At 48.1% G+C, this 17,157-nt stretch carries 14 protein-coding genes; 4 read left to right on the top strand and 10 right to left on the bottom strand.

The window, feature by feature from the left end:
• Positions 1-8 precede the first annotated feature (8 nt).
• Positions 9-1,310, top strand: coding sequence for a ribosome biogenesis GTPase Der (gene der / locus P2W84_RS14430; RefSeq protein ID WP_276090855.1), 1,302 nt, complete (start codon positions 9-11; stop codon positions 1,308-1,310).
• A 6-nt stretch (positions 1,311-1,316) separates the two neighbouring features.
• Here the strand turns inward: der and P2W84_RS14435 are convergent, their stop codons facing one another.
• Complete coding sequence (locus P2W84_RS14435) at positions 1,317-2,888, bottom strand: S41 family peptidase (protein WP_276090856.1); 1,572 nt, start codon at positions 2,886-2,888, stop codon at positions 1,317-1,319.
• A 162-nt stretch (positions 2,889-3,050) separates the two neighbouring features.
• Here P2W84_RS14435 and murQ point away from each other — a divergent pair, with 162 nt between their 5' ends.
• The 3 genes from murQ (at position 3,051) to P2W84_RS14450 (ending at position 5,237) form a co-directional block, all read left to right on the top strand.
• Entirely contained in the window at positions 3,051-3,857 is an 807-nt protein-coding gene (gene murQ / locus P2W84_RS14440) for an N-acetylmuramic acid 6-phosphate etherase (RefSeq protein WP_276090857.1), read from the top strand.
• Positions 3,845-4,414, top strand: coding sequence for a hypothetical protein (locus tag P2W84_RS14445; protein ID WP_276090858.1), 570 nt, complete (start codon positions 3,845-3,847; stop codon positions 4,412-4,414). The genes murQ and P2W84_RS14445 overlap by 13 nt, the downstream gene beginning before the upstream one ends.
• Positions 4,415-4,487: 73 nt before the next feature.
• Positions 4,488-5,237, top strand: a complete 750-nt coding sequence (locus tag P2W84_RS14450) for a Bax inhibitor-1/YccA family protein (RefSeq protein ID WP_276090859.1) — start codon at positions 4,488-4,490, stop codon at positions 5,235-5,237.
• A 91-nt stretch (positions 5,238-5,328) separates the two neighbouring features.
• Here the strand turns inward: P2W84_RS14450 and P2W84_RS14455 are convergent, their stop codons facing one another.
• From P2W84_RS14455 to P2W84_RS14495, 9 genes are all read right to left on the bottom strand, one after another.
• Entirely contained in the window at positions 5,329-6,471 is a 1,143-nt protein-coding gene (locus tag P2W84_RS14455) for an efflux RND transporter periplasmic adaptor subunit (RefSeq protein ID WP_276090860.1), read from the bottom strand.
• Between the two features lie 3 nt (positions 6,472-6,474).
• Complete coding sequence (locus P2W84_RS14460; RefSeq protein ID WP_276090861.1) at positions 6,475-10,806, bottom strand: CusA/CzcA family heavy metal efflux RND transporter; 4,332 nt, start codon at positions 10,804-10,806, stop codon at positions 6,475-6,477.
• Between the two features lie 58 nt (positions 10,807-10,864).
• Positions 10,865-11,263: a hypothetical protein gene (locus P2W84_RS14465; protein ID WP_276090862.1), complete on the bottom strand. Its 399-nt coding sequence runs from the start codon at positions 11,261-11,263 to the stop codon at positions 10,865-10,867.
• Between the two features lie 34 nt (positions 11,264-11,297).
• Entirely contained in the window at positions 11,298-11,942 is a 645-nt protein-coding gene (locus P2W84_RS14470) for a DUF6266 family protein (RefSeq protein WP_276090863.1), read from the bottom strand.
• A 118-nt stretch (positions 11,943-12,060) separates the two neighbouring features.
• On the bottom strand, positions 12,061-12,723 hold the full coding sequence (locus tag P2W84_RS14475) for a DUF6266 family protein (RefSeq protein WP_276090864.1): 663 nt from the start codon (positions 12,721-12,723) through the stop codon (positions 12,061-12,063).
• A gap of 102 nt (positions 12,724-12,825) precedes the next feature.
• Positions 12,826-13,197, bottom strand: a complete 372-nt coding sequence (locus P2W84_RS14480) for a hypothetical protein (RefSeq protein WP_276090865.1) — start codon at positions 13,195-13,197, stop codon at positions 12,826-12,828.
• A 100-nt stretch (positions 13,198-13,297) separates the two neighbouring features.
• Positions 13,298-13,948, bottom strand: coding sequence for a Crp/Fnr family transcriptional regulator (locus P2W84_RS14485; protein WP_276090866.1), 651 nt, complete (start codon positions 13,946-13,948; stop codon positions 13,298-13,300).
• Positions 13,949-14,003: 55 nt separating this feature from the next.
• Positions 14,004-14,324 carry an AraC family transcriptional regulator gene (locus tag P2W84_RS14490; RefSeq protein ID WP_276090867.1) on the bottom strand — a complete coding sequence of 107 codons (321 nt, stop codon included), beginning with the start codon at positions 14,322-14,324 and terminating at the stop codon, positions 14,004-14,006.
• Between the two features lie 168 nt (positions 14,325-14,492).
• Positions 14,493-17,147 (bottom strand): sugar-binding domain-containing protein, encoded by a 2,655-nt coding sequence (locus P2W84_RS14495; RefSeq protein WP_276090868.1) that lies wholly within the window; start codon positions 17,145-17,147, stop codon positions 14,493-14,495.
• Positions 17,148-17,157: the final 10 nt, after the last annotated feature.

Below are 17,157 nucleotides of genomic sequence, written 5' to 3' on the forward strand. Positions count from 1 at the left end.
AGCACACCATGAGCAATATCATCGCAATCGTAGGAAGACCAAACGTAGGCAAATCGACCCTCTTCAACCGCCTTACTGAAACCCGGAAAGCCATTGTCGACGACTTCAGTGGTGTAACCAGGGACCGTCATTACGGTTCTGCAGAATGGACAGACAAGCAGTTTACAGTCATAGACACAGGAGGTTATGTTGCCAATTCCGAAGATGTATTTGAAACTGCGATCCGTGAACAGGTCGTTATCGCCATCGAGGAAGCTACCGTATTACTTTTCATGGTAGATGTGACTACAGGCATTACAGATCTTGACGATGAGATTGCCCAGTTGCTCAGGAAAAGTAAAAAACCTGTCTTTACCGTCGTCAACAAAGTAGACAATACCCAGCTCCAGCATGAGGCCGCTGTATTTTACAGCTTCGGCCTGGGCGAGATTTATCCCATCTCATCCATGACCGGGTCGGGAACCGGCGATCTTCTGGACGACGTTATCAAAAACTTCAGCGAAGAACCTGAAGAAGAAAATGCACTGCCCAAAATCACGATAGCAGGCCGTCCCAACGTTGGAAAGTCTTCTTTCATCAATGCACTTATCGGCAAGGAGCGGAACATTGTTACGCCGATTGCAGGTACCACACGCGATTCCATCCACATCCACTATAACCAGTACGGCCACGAATTCATGTTCATCGATACTGCCGGACTGCGCAAAAAAACCAAGGTAAAGGAAAACATCGAATTTTATTCGGTCATGCGCACCATCAAAGCCCTCGAAGAAGCAGACGTGGTCGTGCTCATGATCGATGCCGCAGAAGGGCTCGAGGCACAGGACGTCAACATCTTCCACCTCGCTGAAAAGAACAAAAAAGGCATTGTTATCCTCGTCAATAAATGGGACCTCATCGAAAAAAACAGCAAGACCATCAATGTCTTTGAAAGCCAGATCCGTCAAAAACTAGAGCCTTTTACCGACATCCCCATCCTATTCATTTCGGTCCTCAATAAACAACGGATCTTCCAGGCCATAGAAAAGGCCCTCGAGGTTTACAACAACCGGAGCAAGAAAATTCCTACTTCGAAACTCAATGATGTCATGCTGCCAATCATTGAAAGTTACCCGCCACCTGCAACCAAGGGCAAATACATCAGGATCAAATACATTACCCAGATCAACGGTGTTTCGCCTATGTTCGCATTTTTCTGTAACCTTCCGCAATACATCAAGGAGCCTTATAAACGTTTCCTGGAAAACAAGCTAAGGGAAAACTTCGACTTCAGCGGCGTGCCCATCCAGATCTATTTCAGGCAGAAATAAACAGGCTTACTGTAAGCTGCTCATGGCCTGCCGGATTACCGGATCGTCCTGGTTCAGCGCCTTATAGTAACCTGCCTCACCCAGATAATACTTACACAACAGCACTTTGAGGTCACTCATGATCAATGGCCTTGAGGCAGATAACTGCTTTTGGTCAACAGCAATTCCCTCATTTTGCACATACCGGACAAAGTCCTTAAAGTCGGCTTCAGATACGTTAAACCCGTTAATATTCTGTTCAATAAATAACGCCGTATACCTTGGGGCAAGCACATCATATACAAAATCAGGCAATACCCGCTTTTCCGAAAGCGTAGCATAAAAGCGGTTAAACCCTGAGGTATCCGCCTTCACATAGATGTCTGGCAAAATCCCGCCGCCCGAAAAACCCCTGGCTTTCAAACTATCCTTTTTCTTCATACCGGTGATCTCTCCATCTGCCAACCGGTTGTCAATCTCATTCTGATAAACCTGGTACCCATCCTTGTAAGATTTCTGGATACTTCTTCCCGAAGGTGTATAATATCTCGCAATGGTCAGGTTCAACGCCGAACCATCTCCAAAAGGAAACTGCTCCTGCACCAGCCCCTTACCGAAAGATCGCCTTCCGATAATAATGCCACGCTTCAGATCCTGTACAGCGCCCGCAAGTATCTCACTGGCAGAAGCCGTATTCTCATTGATCAGTACCGCCAGTTTACCATTTTCAAACTCTCCCCCACCGGTAGCAATATAGTCCGTACGCGGCTCATGCTTGCCCTCCGTATATACAATAAGGGCATTTTCCTGCAGAATCTGGTTAGCCAATCCCGTGGCAGCAGTCAGGTAACCGCCGCCGTTATCCCTCAGGTCAAGCACCAGCTTCTTCATTCCCCTCGCCTTGAGCGTCCGCACCGATTCAATAAAATCCCTGTCTGTTTCCGCACCAAAATTACTGATCCTGACATATCCTATATCGTCAGACAACATATAAGACGCATCTACACTGCTTACTTTTACGCGGTCCCGCTTTACCGTAAATACAACCGCATCAGTGGTACCCGGATGCATGATCGTCAGCTTCACCACCGTACCCTTCTTTCCCTTGATCTTTCCCACCATCTGTTCGCGCGGCAAAGCCTTTCCGCTCACGTAAACCGTATCTATCTTCAGTATGCGGTCACCCTGTCTGATCCCGGCAAGATATGCAGGCCCGTCCCGGATCACATCCGTCACCAGTAAAGTATCCTTCAAAATATAATACTCAATACCGATACCATCAAAGTTACCACCCAGATTTTCCGCAAGTTCCGAAGCCGCAGCAGGTGGAAGGTATGCACTGTGCGGGTCCAGTTTATGCAACAGGCTGTCAATCGGTAAATGGTTCAGTGAATCTGCATTCACATCATCCACATAATTTTTCTTGATGATATGAAGAATCTCATCCACTTTGGCAGTATTATTATCTGCATGGAGGGTCACGCGTCGGAATTCATATCCCTGGTCCTTTAAAAATTTATAGCCCATAAACATCCCGCCTATAAGCGTAAGCGAATAAGCCAGCGCAATAAGGACATTAATTCGGGTATTTTTCTTCATCAGGATAGCGACAGTGTAAAGTTACACAAATACTAGGTTGTAAATAGCTAACCCTCATCATTTTTAATTGTTTTCCCAATATTTTTTTCCCTTAAAAAGAAATTGACGATTTTTACCGGCAGGCCGCGAGTCCGGCCTCATTAAAAATGAAACACCACCGGGATGATAAGAGTAACCGAACAGGAATCCAACTACAGGGACATAGACCAGATGTCCGTCCGGGAAATCCTGGAAAGCATCAATAACGAAGACAAATCCGTGCCCCTGGCCGTAGAGGCCGCCATTCCCCAGATCGAAAGACTGGCGACCGCCGTTGCGGAAAAAATGAAGCAGGGCGGCCGGTTATTTTATATCGGCGCCGGCACCAGCGGTCGTCTGGGTGTGGTCGATGCTTCTGAATGTCCGCCAACTTTTGGCGTGCCTTTCGACTGGGTAGTCGGCATCATCGCGGGCGGCGACAGGGCCATAAGAAAGGCTGTAGAAAATGCAGAAGACGACACCGGGCAAGCATGGGCAGATCTTCGTGAATACCATATCAATGAAAAAGACTGCCTGGTCGGGCTCGCAGCTTCGGGCACCACACCCTATGTGATCGGCGGGCTCAGGACAGCCCGTCAGAACGGCATCCTCACGGGCTGCATCGTATGCAATGAAGGCAGCCCGGTAGCAGCAGAGAGCGATTACCCTGTCGAAATTGTAGTCGGCCCCGAGTTCCTTACCGGCTCTACCCGCATGAAGTCCGGTACTGCACAAAAGCTTGCACTCAACATGCTCAGTACCACCGTCATGATCAGATTAGGCCGCATCAAAGGAAACAAAATGGTCGATATGCAGTTAACCAATCACAAGCTGGTCGACCGCGGCACCCAAATGGTCATGGAAGCATTAAACATTGATCATGCCGCCGCAGCCGATCTGCTGCTCCGCTACGGAAGTGTACGTAAAGCAGTCGAATCATGCACGAAATAGAACCTTTTTACCTCTGGAGAGACGATTACATCGCGGCAGAAGACGAACGCTCTCCCTTCTACAACACCGAGTACTCCGAGTTCTACTTCGACAAGCAGCTCTATAACTTCCTCATCCATCCCCAGTGGGACGACTTTGGCTCCAATACACTTTACATCAAAGTGCTGTTCGCCGATTACGACCGGCAATACGCCATCATCGAGCTGATCGGCGAATGGAACGATGCGATCGGCAACGACATTATGATGCTGAAACGTGAAATCATCGAACTGATGATGAACGAAGGGATCAATAAATTCATCCTCATCGGAGAGAATGTGCTCAATTTCCACTATTCTGAAGATAGTTATTACGAAGAATGGTTTCAGGACGTAGAAGATGGCTGGATCACCGGCATCAACTTCCAGGAACACGTCATCAACGAATTCCGCAACAACAACATCGATTATTACCTCAATTTCGGTGGCCAGCTTGACGATTTGGCATGGCGTACCCTGAAACCCTTACAATTCTTCAAAAAAGTTGAGGAAATCCTGACAAAAAGGCTGGGGGCATAGCTTTTGATGCAGTAAAAGTATTCCTATATTTAAAAGCAATAAACAACGTTAATAGTATTAAATAGATATGAATATGAACGACGATAAAAATTGGACCTATGTACAAGACTCCGTCTTTGTACAAAAAGAAGGTGCGGTGGCAAAAAGATTCTTTGCGAACGTTTTCCTTTGGATGTTCGTGGCCCTTGGCATCTCTACCTTCGCCGCCTACTTCGTAGGCAGCAATCCTCAGCTCATGGGCTATCTCATCAACTACGAAACCGGCAAAATGGGTATCCTGGGCTGGGTAGTCATGCTGGCCCCGCTCGGGCTGGTATTGCTGATGAGCGCAGGACTCAGCAAGTTGTCTTACAGCGCCCTGCTGGGTGTTTTCCTGCTCTATTCCGTATTGACAGGCGTCAGCTTAAGTTTTATCCTGCTCATCTATACCTCAGGTTCCATCATCAGCTGTTTCGCCGCGGCCGCAGGTATCTTTGGCATCATGGCCTTCCTGGGTTACACTACAGATGTAGACCTGAGTAAATTCGGTACCATTTTAATGGTCGGCCTCGTTGGCCTTATCATAGCCAGCGTTGTGAATGCCTTTATACAAAGTGAAAGCTTCAGCCTTGTGCTGGCCTTTGTTGGCATTGCCATCTTTACCGCTCTCACTGCCTATGACGTTCAGAAACTGAAAAGGATCGGTGCAGGTATCGAAGAAAACGGCGGGCAGATCCAGGATGCCGATACCAAGAAACTGGCCATTATGGGTGCACTTTCCCTATACCTCGACTTCCTGAACATTTTCCTTTACCTGCTCAGGATCTTCGGCGACAGGCGTTAAGATTAAAAAACCAAGTATTACTTTATAAAAATCCCCGCAATTGCGGGGATTTTTTTTATTCATTATGAACCTAAACGGAGACAGCAACGTGCTATTCTTCCGTATTCTTCAGTTTCATCAGCAGAGAATAAGCTCCTGAAGTCACCACCTGCCTGCCATCCAGGTTAGCAGAGGCCAGCGCTGTCAAACCATTTTCCGAAGGGCCCTTCTGCACGGGCACCATCCGGAAAGTACGTGCCTGCTCCTGCACAAAAACATAGTCGGCATTTTCGAAACTGACAAAAGCCTCATCAGGCAGTACCTTCTCCTTGCTGTTCTTTACACGTATCTCCGCGTTCATGTACATCCCCGGTACCAGGCTTTTATCATAACGCTCAAAATGACAATGCACCTCCGCACTCCTGTCCTCACCCAGCGAATGCCCTACCAATATCACTTTCGTTGCATATTTACGGTCAGGTTTGTCATTGGTAAAGGCCGTAACCGACTGCCCTACCACCAGCTTGTCCAGGTCCTTCTCGTATACGGTCAGGTTCAGGTGAATATCCTCGGGGTTCACCAGCTCAAAGATCACGTCCGATGGTGTCACATACTTGCCAATATTCACATTTACCTTACTGATATACCCACTGATCGGAGAATAAATATAGACCGTCTTCGAAATCGAATTTTCCGTCAGCTTCCGGGCATCAATACCAATCAGGCCCAGCCTCGCTTCCAATGCCCTGGTATCAATACTCAAACCTTTAAATTCACTTTCGGCCTGTTGCAACACCTTGTCACTTCCAGCTTTGGTACTGTTCAGTTCTTTCTGTCGTTCATATTCCCTCGCCGCATAACCCAACCTGTTCTTAGCGATCAGATAGTCCTGCTGCAACTGGATATACTGCGGGTCTTCCATCACGGCCAGGACCTCACCCTTCCGTACATGCGTACCCGGCAGCATCCGGGTAGACTTCAGGTAACCGCCAAGCGGAATGCTCACAGAGACCAGGTTTTGCGGCGGCACATCGATCTGTCCGCTCAGTTTCAACACACCGCTCATCTCCTGCTCCACAGGGCTACTTGTTTTCAGGCCAATATTGGCGGCCTGCTCCGCGGTCAAAGTCACCAGCTGAGGATCGGCGGGTACTACGGCCTCTGCAGTTTTATCCCCGGCCTTACCGCCGCATCCATATACCAAAGCACAAAATGCCATCAGGCCTGTGCTGAAAGAAATTGCTTTAAAATTCATAGCTTATTTAGACAAAAGGTAATTCAAATTGATCATACTGTTATTCAGGTTTTCCACCGCATCAAGGTACTCCAGCTCCGTATTCAGCGACTGCTGGTTCAATACCGTCCATTCCAGGTAATTGATCTCTCCGGCCCGCAACTGCCTGTTCAGGGTTTGTGCAATATCACGGGCATTTTTCAGTGCGGCCTTTTCAAACTCCGACACGATATCGCCATACTGCTGCACCTGGGCCAGCGTCGCCGCATATTCGCGCTGCAGCATCGCCATACGGTAAGCCGTCTCATTCCTGGCAATCTGCTGTCCGGCCCTGGCCGATCTGATCTTCGCCCGCTGCGCGCCTGAAAACAAGGGAATCTCCAGGCCCAGCTGGAAAGATTGGAAACGGTTGCCGCGGTCATACAAGATCCCGTCCTGTATGCTCATGTTGTTATAACCCACGCTCACATCCGGCAGCAGCTTCGATTGCTCTACCAGCAGCGCCGCGTCAGCAGCCTTTTCCTGTTGGCGCTGCCATCTCAGCAAAGGGTGGGCAGAAAGTCCGGCAGTATCCGTCAGGGCACCGGTCAGTTTGAAAGTTTCCGCCACCGGCACCAGCTGCTCTTTCGTATTCAGCAGCAACATAAACTCCTGCATCATCACGCCCTGTTCACGCTTCAGTTCCTTTTGCCTTATCTTCAGTTGCAACAGCTGGTTCTCTGCAGCCGCCTTCTCCAGCAGATTACTCTCCCCGGCCTTCAGCCGCAATGCCGCAACCTGCTGGAAAGCACTATAGGCAGAATCTGTCTTTGCCAGCAGTGCCTGCTTCTCCGCATTCAGCAGCAAGCCATAAAATATCCCGGCCGTGATCTTCCTTACTTCAGCCTCCTTTAGCTCAGCATCCAGCAAAGCAGCCTTCCATTCCGCCTTCAACTGCTCAGCCTGCCTCCGGTATACCGTCGGCAAACTAAAGTTCTGTGAAACCGTTATCCGGTCATCCGTAAGCGGGCTATTAAACCTCCCGTATTCCGCAGTCACCACAGTCTTCGGCAAATTTACCCCAGTACCCAGCAGGGCCTTCGCCTGCTCCGCCCGCAGTACCCTGTTACGCACCTGCCAGTTGTTTTTCACGGCAGAATCCAGGGCCTCAGCGATCCGTACCGGCCGCTGGGCCATAGCCGGGCAAAATGCCAGCAACAGCAAGACTGCCGTCGCCGCTGCACGTTTCTTCCGTCCTGGTTTAATGCCCCTTTCAAATGCGATATACAATATGGGCAGCACAAACAAAGTCAGTAGCGTCGCAATCATCAATCCGCCAATCACCACCGTCGCCAAAGGCCGCTGCACAGCAGCACCGGCCCCGTTACTCAGCGCCATCGGCAAAAATCCGAGCGATGCCACAAAGGCGGTCATCAGCACCGGCCTCAGCCGGGTCACCGTTCCCTTGGTCACAATCGTTTTCATATCCGTTTCTCCCGAAGTTTTTATCCTGTTAAATTCTGCAACCAGCACGATGCCGTTCAGCACGGCGATCCCGAAAAGCGCAATAAAGCCTACCCCGGCGCTGATGCTGAACGGCATGCCCCTCATCGCCAGCAAGAAAATACCGCCAATAGCCGAAAGCGGTATCGCCGTGTAGATCAGCAGGCCGTATTTGATCGAATTGAAGGCAAAGTAAAGCAGCAGGAAAATCAGTATCAGCGATACCGGCACCGCTACAGAGAGCCTTGCCTTTGCCTCGTTCAGGTTCTCAAAAGAACCACCATAGCTCACCGTGTAACCAGCCGGCAACTTCATATCCTGCGCCACCTTTTCCTGCAGCTCCTTCACGATACTTTCCACATCCCGGCCATTCACATTAAATCCTACCAGGATCCTGCGCCGCGTATCTTCCCGCTGTATCTGGCTGGGGCTGTCCACCAGTTCAACCGAAGCCACCTGGTAAAGCGGTATCTGTATGCCGGTTCCGGTGGCAACCAGGAGGTTCTGCACATCACTGATGTCCCTGCGCTGTGCATTCTGAAGCCTCACCACCAGGTCAAAACGCTTCTCGCCTTCAAACACCAACCCGGTACGCTGTCCCGCAAATGCAGCATTGATATTCCTGTTGATGTCTGAAATATTCAACCCATATTGCGCTATGGCCGCACGGTTATACTTAATGACGATCTGCGGCGTGCCGGTAACCTGCTCTACATATAACTCATCCGTTCCCTGCACCTTCTTTACAATATTCCCCAGTTGCTTTGCATATACCGCAAGCGTGTCCAGATCTTCACCAAAGATCTTACATACCACATCCTGCCTCGCACCGGTCATCAGTTCATTAAACCGCATCTGCACCGGGAACTGGAAACTGGTCGTCACACCGGGCACTTCCGAGGCCGCCGCGCCCATTTTTTCCGAAAGCTCATCGAAGGACTTTGCCGATGTCCATTCCTTCTTCGGCTTCAGGTTAATGATCATATCCCCCATATCCATCGGCAAAGGCTCAGTCGGCACCTCACTGCTGCCAATCTTGGTGACAATGTTCTTCACCTCCGGAAACCGGCTTTTCAAAACACCCGCCACCTTCTGCACATTTTCCATCGTCGTGTTCAGGTTGCTGCCGGGAAGCACTCTGGTTTCCACCGCATAGTCGCCCTCTTCTATCGAAGGAATAAACTCTCCGCCCATCCTGCCCAGCAGGAACAGCGCAAACACAAACATCAGCACCACCGCAGCCACAATTGCTTTCGGCATCCCCAGCGCCTTCACCAGCAGCGACTTGTACGAAGCCTCCACACGTGCCATTATCCTGTCCGAAAGGTTTTGCTTCAGCTTCATCTTCCGGCTCAGGAATACACTGCTCAGCATCGGCACATAAGTAAGCGATAAAATAAATGCGCCCAGCAGCGCGAAAGCCACAGTCTGTGCCATTGGCTTAAACATTTTACCCTCTATGCCCTGCAAACTGAAGATCGGCAGGTACACGATCAGGATGATGATCTGCCCGAACACCGCACTGTTCATCATCTTCGAAGAGGCACTTTTTACTTCCTTGTCCATATCGTGCTGCGACAATATCGCCGCACCCGCAAGCTTCCGGCTATGGCTCAGCTGGTGCATCACCGCCTCTACGATGATCACCGCCCCATCCACAATCAACCCGAAATCCAGCGCCCCCAGGCTCATCAGGTTACCGCTCACCCCAAACCAGTTCATCATGATCACTGCGAAAAGCATAGACAGCGGGATCACCGAAGCCACCAGTAAGCCCGCCCTCAGGTTGCCCAGGAACAATACCAGCACAAAAACCACAATCAGCGCCCCTTCCAGCAGGTTCGTCTCCACCGTATGAATGGCATTGCTCACCATATCCGTACGGTCCAGGAACGGCTCTATGACCACACCCTCCGGCAGCGTCTTCTGTATCTCCGCGATCTTCGCTTTAATGCTTTCAATCACCACATTGCTGTTGGCACCCTTCAGCATCATTACAATGGCACCCGAAACCTCACCCTCATCATTATAAGTCAGTGCCCCATAGCGGGTAGCCGCACCTATATTTACTTCAGCAACATCGCGGACCAGCAAAGGCACACCCCCTTTACCACTCCTGATCACCACATTCTCTATGTCCTCCTTACTGCCAATGAGGCCCTCACTTCTGATGTAAAGTACCGTAGACTGCTTCTCAATGTACGAACCACCCGTATTCTGGTTATTCGTTTCCAGTGCATTAAACACATCGGCAATCGTCACCCCCTGGGCCTGAAGTTTCCCTGTATTCAATGCAACCTCATATTGCTTCAGCTTACCGCCAAAGCTGCTCACCTCAGCTACCCCTTTTACACCAAGCAACTGTCTACGCACCATCCAGTCCTGGATCGTCCGCAGTTCCGTTATGTCATATTTGCTTTCAAAGCCCTTTTTTGGTTTCACCACATACTGGTAAATTTCACCCAGGCCCGTAGAGATAGGGCCCATTTCCGGCTTGCCGATACCCGCAGGTATCGCCTCCTGTATCACCGCCAGCCGTTCCGAAACCTGCTGGCGCGCCCAGTACACATCTACATCATCGTTAAATACCAGTGTCACCAGCGAAAGCCCGAAGCGGCTGTAACTCCTGATCTCCTTAATCCCGGCAATGTTACTGCTCGATTGTTCAACCGGGAAGGTTACCAACCTTTCAATGTCCGTAGCCCCATAAGAAGGGGCCACAGTAATGATCTGCACCTGGTTGTTGGTAATATCCGGTACAGCATCTATGGGGAGTTTAAACAATTCAAAAATCCCGTATATCAACAGCGCTATCGTAAACAGCGCAATAATGAGTTTATTCCTTATGGAAAACCCGATAATATGGTTAAGCATGACAATTTTATTTGATCAATCCTCTGAATAATACGGACAGACCAAAAAAGGTCATGCCCTAAACAATGAAAACTGATCCTGATTTCGGAGGCTGCCAGATCTTGCCCCCGGTGGCACCGGGCACAAAGCAGTCCGTATAAACCGGATGCTGCCCTGTAATAATCGCAGCAACAGGCTTTTTTAACTGGCTGATGTAAATAGCAGCAATCGCAGGGCTGAAAACTCCCGCAAAATGTACCGACTTAAAAGGAAGCTGGTTGTCCCTGTCCTCATCATTATCCGTATGCGGCACAGAATTATAATGATCCATGAGATAAGTCAAAAACGTAATACTGCTGTCCAGTTCCTTATGCTCAAAGTAATGCTGGAAAAGCACCGGCAACTTCACCATCTCCCTCAATCCGGTATTCGAAAAAAGGAAAAGAGATAAAATAAAAAGTACCAGTGTTTTCTTCATTCCGCATCAAATATAAAATTTTAGCCACAATTTTTCAGGCAATAACCGCTACCGTGCCCAGATACAAAGTCGTGCTTACTGCCCGCCGCTCCCTAGCCACATAATACATCCATACTTGCAGGGTTTCCCCGGCAAAAACATCCGGCAGCCGTAGCGCCACTTCACCATCAATGCGCTTACAGACCTCCTCAAAAGTTACAAACTGCCTCCGGGCCACACTATAAACAACAAACGTAGCCCGGTCATCCGGTGCAGAAAAAACCGACGCTGTTCCATTCATCCATTTCACCATCAGCAAGCCGTTCACCGCCGTCAGTCCCGTCACATAGGAAACCAGCAACTCACCCCGGCTAAACACTGCCTTTTCAAAATCAATTACCCAGACTCCTTCCGCATCCTGCTTCAGCGCATGTACCAGGTGGTAGCCGATACAAGCATTCATCGGCGTTTTCGCCTCATCGTGAGACCGGAAGCCCAGCCAGATGACATCCCGAAGCGGCCGCAGCCAGCCCGATACCAACGCCATTTTAAAACGCTGCTCCAGTTGCCTCGCCGTCCCCTTGCTCCCGCTCTTCCCCGGCAGCTCCCTCAAATACGCAACACCCCGCCAGCTCGCCGCTACCACATTACCCATCTTGCCGCTCAGCGGCCCGATGATTCCACTTTTATATTTTGCCATAATAAATCCCAATAATTATCCATTCGTCATTGCGAGGAGGAACGACGAAGCAATCCCTCACTCGCTTGTCAGAGATTGCTTCGAAAGCTACGCATTCTCGCAATGACGGAGCACTAACTTACTGCACTTCAAGCTGCCCCGCGTAAACCGAGTCTGAGACCTTCATTCCGTCACTCCTTACAAAGTAACACCAGACATGCACAACAGACCCTGCCCACGAGGCAGGCACCTGCAGGTCATAGCCCTCAGCACTCCGCTCGGCAGCACCTTGCCTTATTGCCCAGCCCTGCTTCACCGGGCAATACGCCACCACCGTAATCCTGTCGTCATTCGGGTCCAGCGGATCAGCCGGCACTACCGGAGCAGGTGCATTGTTCTCCCAACTCACATCGATCTGCGCGTCCACTGTCGTTGCCAACACCACCGCTGATACCGAAAGCAGCTTGCCCCTTGCATAAACGATCTTTGAATAGTCGATCGACAGCGCAGGATAAACACCCGTCACCGCCTCCCTGCGATTCAGCGAAAACGCCTTGTTAAACGGTGTCATCCCTTTCTCCACAGACTGGAAGCCCACCTTAAACAGCGGCGCACAGTCTTCATTCATAAATCCGTTCATTAATGTAAAAGCAGCTCTTGCGGCCAGCTCCGGCAGCGTGGCCGGTTTGGTAGTCGGAGTCGGACGCTCCCTTACCACATTGATTCCGCGCCAGCTCGCGAAAACCGCGTTGCCAACCCGTCCAGATACATCCCCCAGGATGCCTTGTTTAAACTTTCCCATTCTTCTATATTTTTAATGGGTTCAAAACATCACGTACCCCGGCAAAGTAATTTGATATGAACAACCGCCGGGGCCGTGATGAAGCTCATTAGGGCGAGCCGATTACCCTTTCATTGCATTCGTTAAGTAATAAATGGCGGCGGTAAAAACTGCCGGGCCTCCGCCCCACTCGAACCTTTTACCAGCCATTCCCTCATTCCCCACAACCGGTTCAAGCCGCAGATCAACCGCATCATTTACAAGCATTACCGCAAACCTCCAGGCATTGCCGCGGCAACCATCCAGCTCACAGGAAAAATCAATCCTGCCGCCGGCTTCAGCCGATCTGGCCAGCTGCTGGAGATCGCCAATAAAAGGCAGCGGATTGCGCACCGCGATCCTGAAATTAACGCCCTGCTTCCTGAATACCAGGTAAGCCTTCCGGCCATTGTACATCCTGTAAAAACTAATTCTAAGCGTCAATCTTTGCGTCATAAATAGAGATTTTGTAATTCTTGAATAGTACAAAAGTATCAAGGCAGCCAGCAATCCAAAAGTCACTTTAGCCCCCGCCGCAGAGACACTTTAACCCCTCTCAATCGCAGCTCCCTTTCGACAGCTTCAGACACGTCTCCGAAATACCCAGAAAATCACAAACCCCTTCATTGCTCAGCAAACACTTGCCCTCAGCATCGAACAACCAGGGAAAAACCTGCTTCATTTCGCAATACCGAAACTTCTTATCTACGCTTTTCAAAAGTGCCGTATGCTGCCGCCAAACCTGCATCTTATCGCCAAGTATCTTTTGCGTCAGCTTATGCGCCGCAATGTGCTTTTCATACAAGCCATCCATAAACACGTTGCTTATGGCTACCAACTCGCAATCCGTACACAGCTGCATGTACAGATCACTACTATTCGTATTCTGCACAAACTCATCAAAAAGCACCACAATCTTTTTTGCAGGCCATATAAATAAAATAATCTGCCTGCCCGTTTTGGGATCAATCTGGTAAAGTTTCACCAGGCCCTTACGCAGAAAGTAGGCCTGATTTACCACTATACCCGGCGACAGTAAAAAATCGCCCTTATATTTAATAGATGGTTTCAGCCCGTCATCCGACATCAGCCCCGCTATCATCTCATCGGGTATGTTGCTGTAAAGTCCCTTTAAATAGTCACATACTTCTTGTTTAAATTCCAGTTTTTGTCGCTCGCTTAATTTAGATGGTATTCTTTTCGCCATTAATTTATCTTATTTCGTTAGTTCTTTACCGAATGAATTTCGCAGCTTACCCCCGTCATCTGGAGGTTACGAGAGATCTCTTGAACTGTGCCGGTGAAACCCCTACCCTCCTTTTAAAACTTCTTGTAAAATGCCCGTGGTCACAACAGCCAATGGTATACGCGATCTCGCTTACTTTCAGGGATGAATGTATGAGGAGATGAAGCGCTTCCTGATGCAGCCGTTCCTGGATCAGCTCGTAAACTGTCTTGCCAAAGCGGCGCCTGGTAATGCCGTTCAGTACGTACAGCGTGGTATTCAACCGGGCCGCGTAAAACTCCGGATGATGCTGCTCCCGGAAATGCTGTTCAAGAAGGATTTCGAATTCGATGGTCATATTTCTTGCAGACTTCAGCTTTTTAATGAAATCAAAAGCTGTTTATATTGCTAAGCAAATCGGGCTGTAGTCAGCTAAGTGTTTACGAAAAACATCATAACTAACCTAAGAATTCACATCTGGTCAACTGTATTTTAGGAATATACGAATTCATTGTATTGACTCTTTTTAGTGTTTTGGCATTAAATTGCCTCCCTTCTTATCGTCCTCAGGCACATTCCATGTGGGAATGCCAGTCAGCATCTTTCTATACGAATCATGGATATCTGGTCTGTTCGGTTCGAGTTCAATTGCTCTCTCCTCATACAGGAGTGCCTTCTCCTTTTCGCCTAACTTGTATAACAGATTTGCATGGGTGTCCAACAGTAAACCCGTTTCTTCCAACATTAGTGCGTGTGAAGTCAAGACAACCGCTTGCCTAAGAATTCTCTCGTCCAAACTATTCTCAAAAATATTCCAGCAAATGTTATTTATTATTCCCCCGTTGATCCAACTACGCTTCTTTCCATATTTTTCAAACCAATTGTTGGTGATCGTGTAAAAAGTCTCATAATCGGAATGATTAATGCTGTACAGCCAACGGGATTGCCAAACAGATTCTTGGCCTAAGGCACCGTACTTCGCAGTCATTTTTTTGTCGAGTTCATCCCAATCTAGAACATTGAAACGACCGGTGAGAGGCTTGATGTGTGTTTCTTCAATGACACTTAGAATCTTAAATTCTGCCTTATCGGCACCTAAGATTTCATTTATTTTTCGAATATTATTATAATAAATTTCAAAGCCTCTGTCTGATGTGGAGTTAGTGAATGCTTTGAGGAATTTCAAATTTATTTCTTTTAGCGGATTAGTTAATCTTCTGATATATTCATTAGAGATCCTTTTGAGACTAGTTGTATCCTTACGTTGATTTGCCATGATTGCAAGCTGTCTTAAGAAAGCGGAATCTAGTCGTCCATGGTGATATTCTCTTAACATATCCTCATAGTTCTGAAATGAAGTGACCTGTACCGCTAGATTAAGGTCCATCACGTCGATGGTTTGTTTTTTGCTGATTGAAGATAATCTTTCGTTTATTAGCCTTATTGTATCCAAAGGTATTTTGATAATTTTTCGATCGTAGCTCACCAACCCATTTTGCTCGGTTTCGACATCATAAAGTTGTGTATAGATTGATCCACTCAATCCTTGAGCTTTAAGCATTGCCAGGGAATCAACCATTGTGGAGTATTTGAGAGCCATTGTTTTGGGAGAATTTATCCCGTCATAACCCCAACTAGCCTTGATGTCGTCCCATAGGTGACCCTCGACTCTAACACCTATTCCTCCAAACTCTCCTAGAACTTGCGCCTTGCCTGCTTGCTTAATTGGCATCATTGGGTTTGGGTAACTATGAACGTCGGTAATATCTGACGCGGCATATGGATTATCAGGCGGTGATCTAAGGTCACTGTTCACGTATAAATACTCACCACTGTGTCCGTTAACGATTCTTGAAGGGTCGGAGTCTTTGATCCATTTAGTAAGTCTTTCTTGATCATACTGTCCCCAATGTTCATTGAATAACACCCAAGTTGTGATTGAAGGGAAATTATGAAGTTGGGATAAAATTTCTGCACACTCCTGTTCGAATCTCAGTTTTGCTCCTTCACGCAAGTCTTGATGAGGATTTATCATATCCTGCCATACAAGCATTCCGATTTTGTCAGCATAGTAATACCATCTTGCAGGTTCTACCTTGATATGCTTTCTAATTGTATTAAATCCCATTGCTTTAGCAAGTTTAATATCGAAAGCTAGGGCGTCGTCAGTAGGTGCACTATAAAGACCATCTGGCCAAAAGCCCTGATCAAGCACACCATGGTTGTAGAAAGGCTTGTTGTTTAAAAAGATGCGATCATTTCCATTATCATCTTTTTGGACATCTATCTTTCGCATACCGAAGTAACTTTTTACTATGTCTTTTCCCAAACTAACACCGATGTCATATAAATATGGGTCATCAGGCGACCATAGCCGCACACTTGAGAGAGGTATAGAGATAGTAGTGTTACTCATCCCAGTGAAACTCTTACCCGAAACGGTCAAAGTGACAGCTGCTTGCTTCGATGAATTCACTATTACATTTACGAGTGACCGATCAACATCAGGTGTGATTTTAAGGCTTTTAATGTAGTTTATAGGAACTGTTTCGATCCATACAGTTTGCCATATTCCGGAACTTGGAGTGTAATAGATACTTCCAGGCAATAACACTTGTTTTCCATGTGGACCAATGCCGCGATCACTAGGATCCAAAACCTTAACTATAAGTTCATTATTTCCAAGTTTCACACACTCAGTGATGTCAACTGAAAAAGAAGTATAACCTCCAGTATGTTTTTCTATTTCTTTTCCATTAACTATAACGGTAGATTCCCAGTCGACCCCGCCAAAATGTAATAATATCCGCTCATTTTTCGAAATCCGTCGTAGGAAGAAGCTTCTTTTATACCAAAGTAGTTCGTCCGGCATTAACTGCTTCTTAACGCCTGATAGAGACGACTCTATCGGGAACGGAACTAGAATGTCCCCAGCGTAATTGGTCGGTAGATTGTCCACCTTTTTTGTTATGCGATATTGCCACAAGCCATTCAGATTCTGCCAGCTCTGCCGTATCATTTGCGGGCGTGGATATGCTGTCATTGCGTTGTTTGGCCCCACTCTCTCCGCCCATTGAGTTGGTAGTGCCAGTTCTTTAGGTCGCCACTCTTGACTTTGGCACACTCTTACCGGTAGCATAGCGTAAATAAATATTATCGGGGCTAATAGTTGTTTGTTCATGACGCAGTTT

It is taken from the genome of Pedobacter sp. JY14-1, from assembly GCF_029269825.1.
In the GTDB taxonomy this organism is placed as follows: Bacteria; Bacteroidota; Bacteroidia; order Sphingobacteriales; family Sphingobacteriaceae; genus Pedobacter.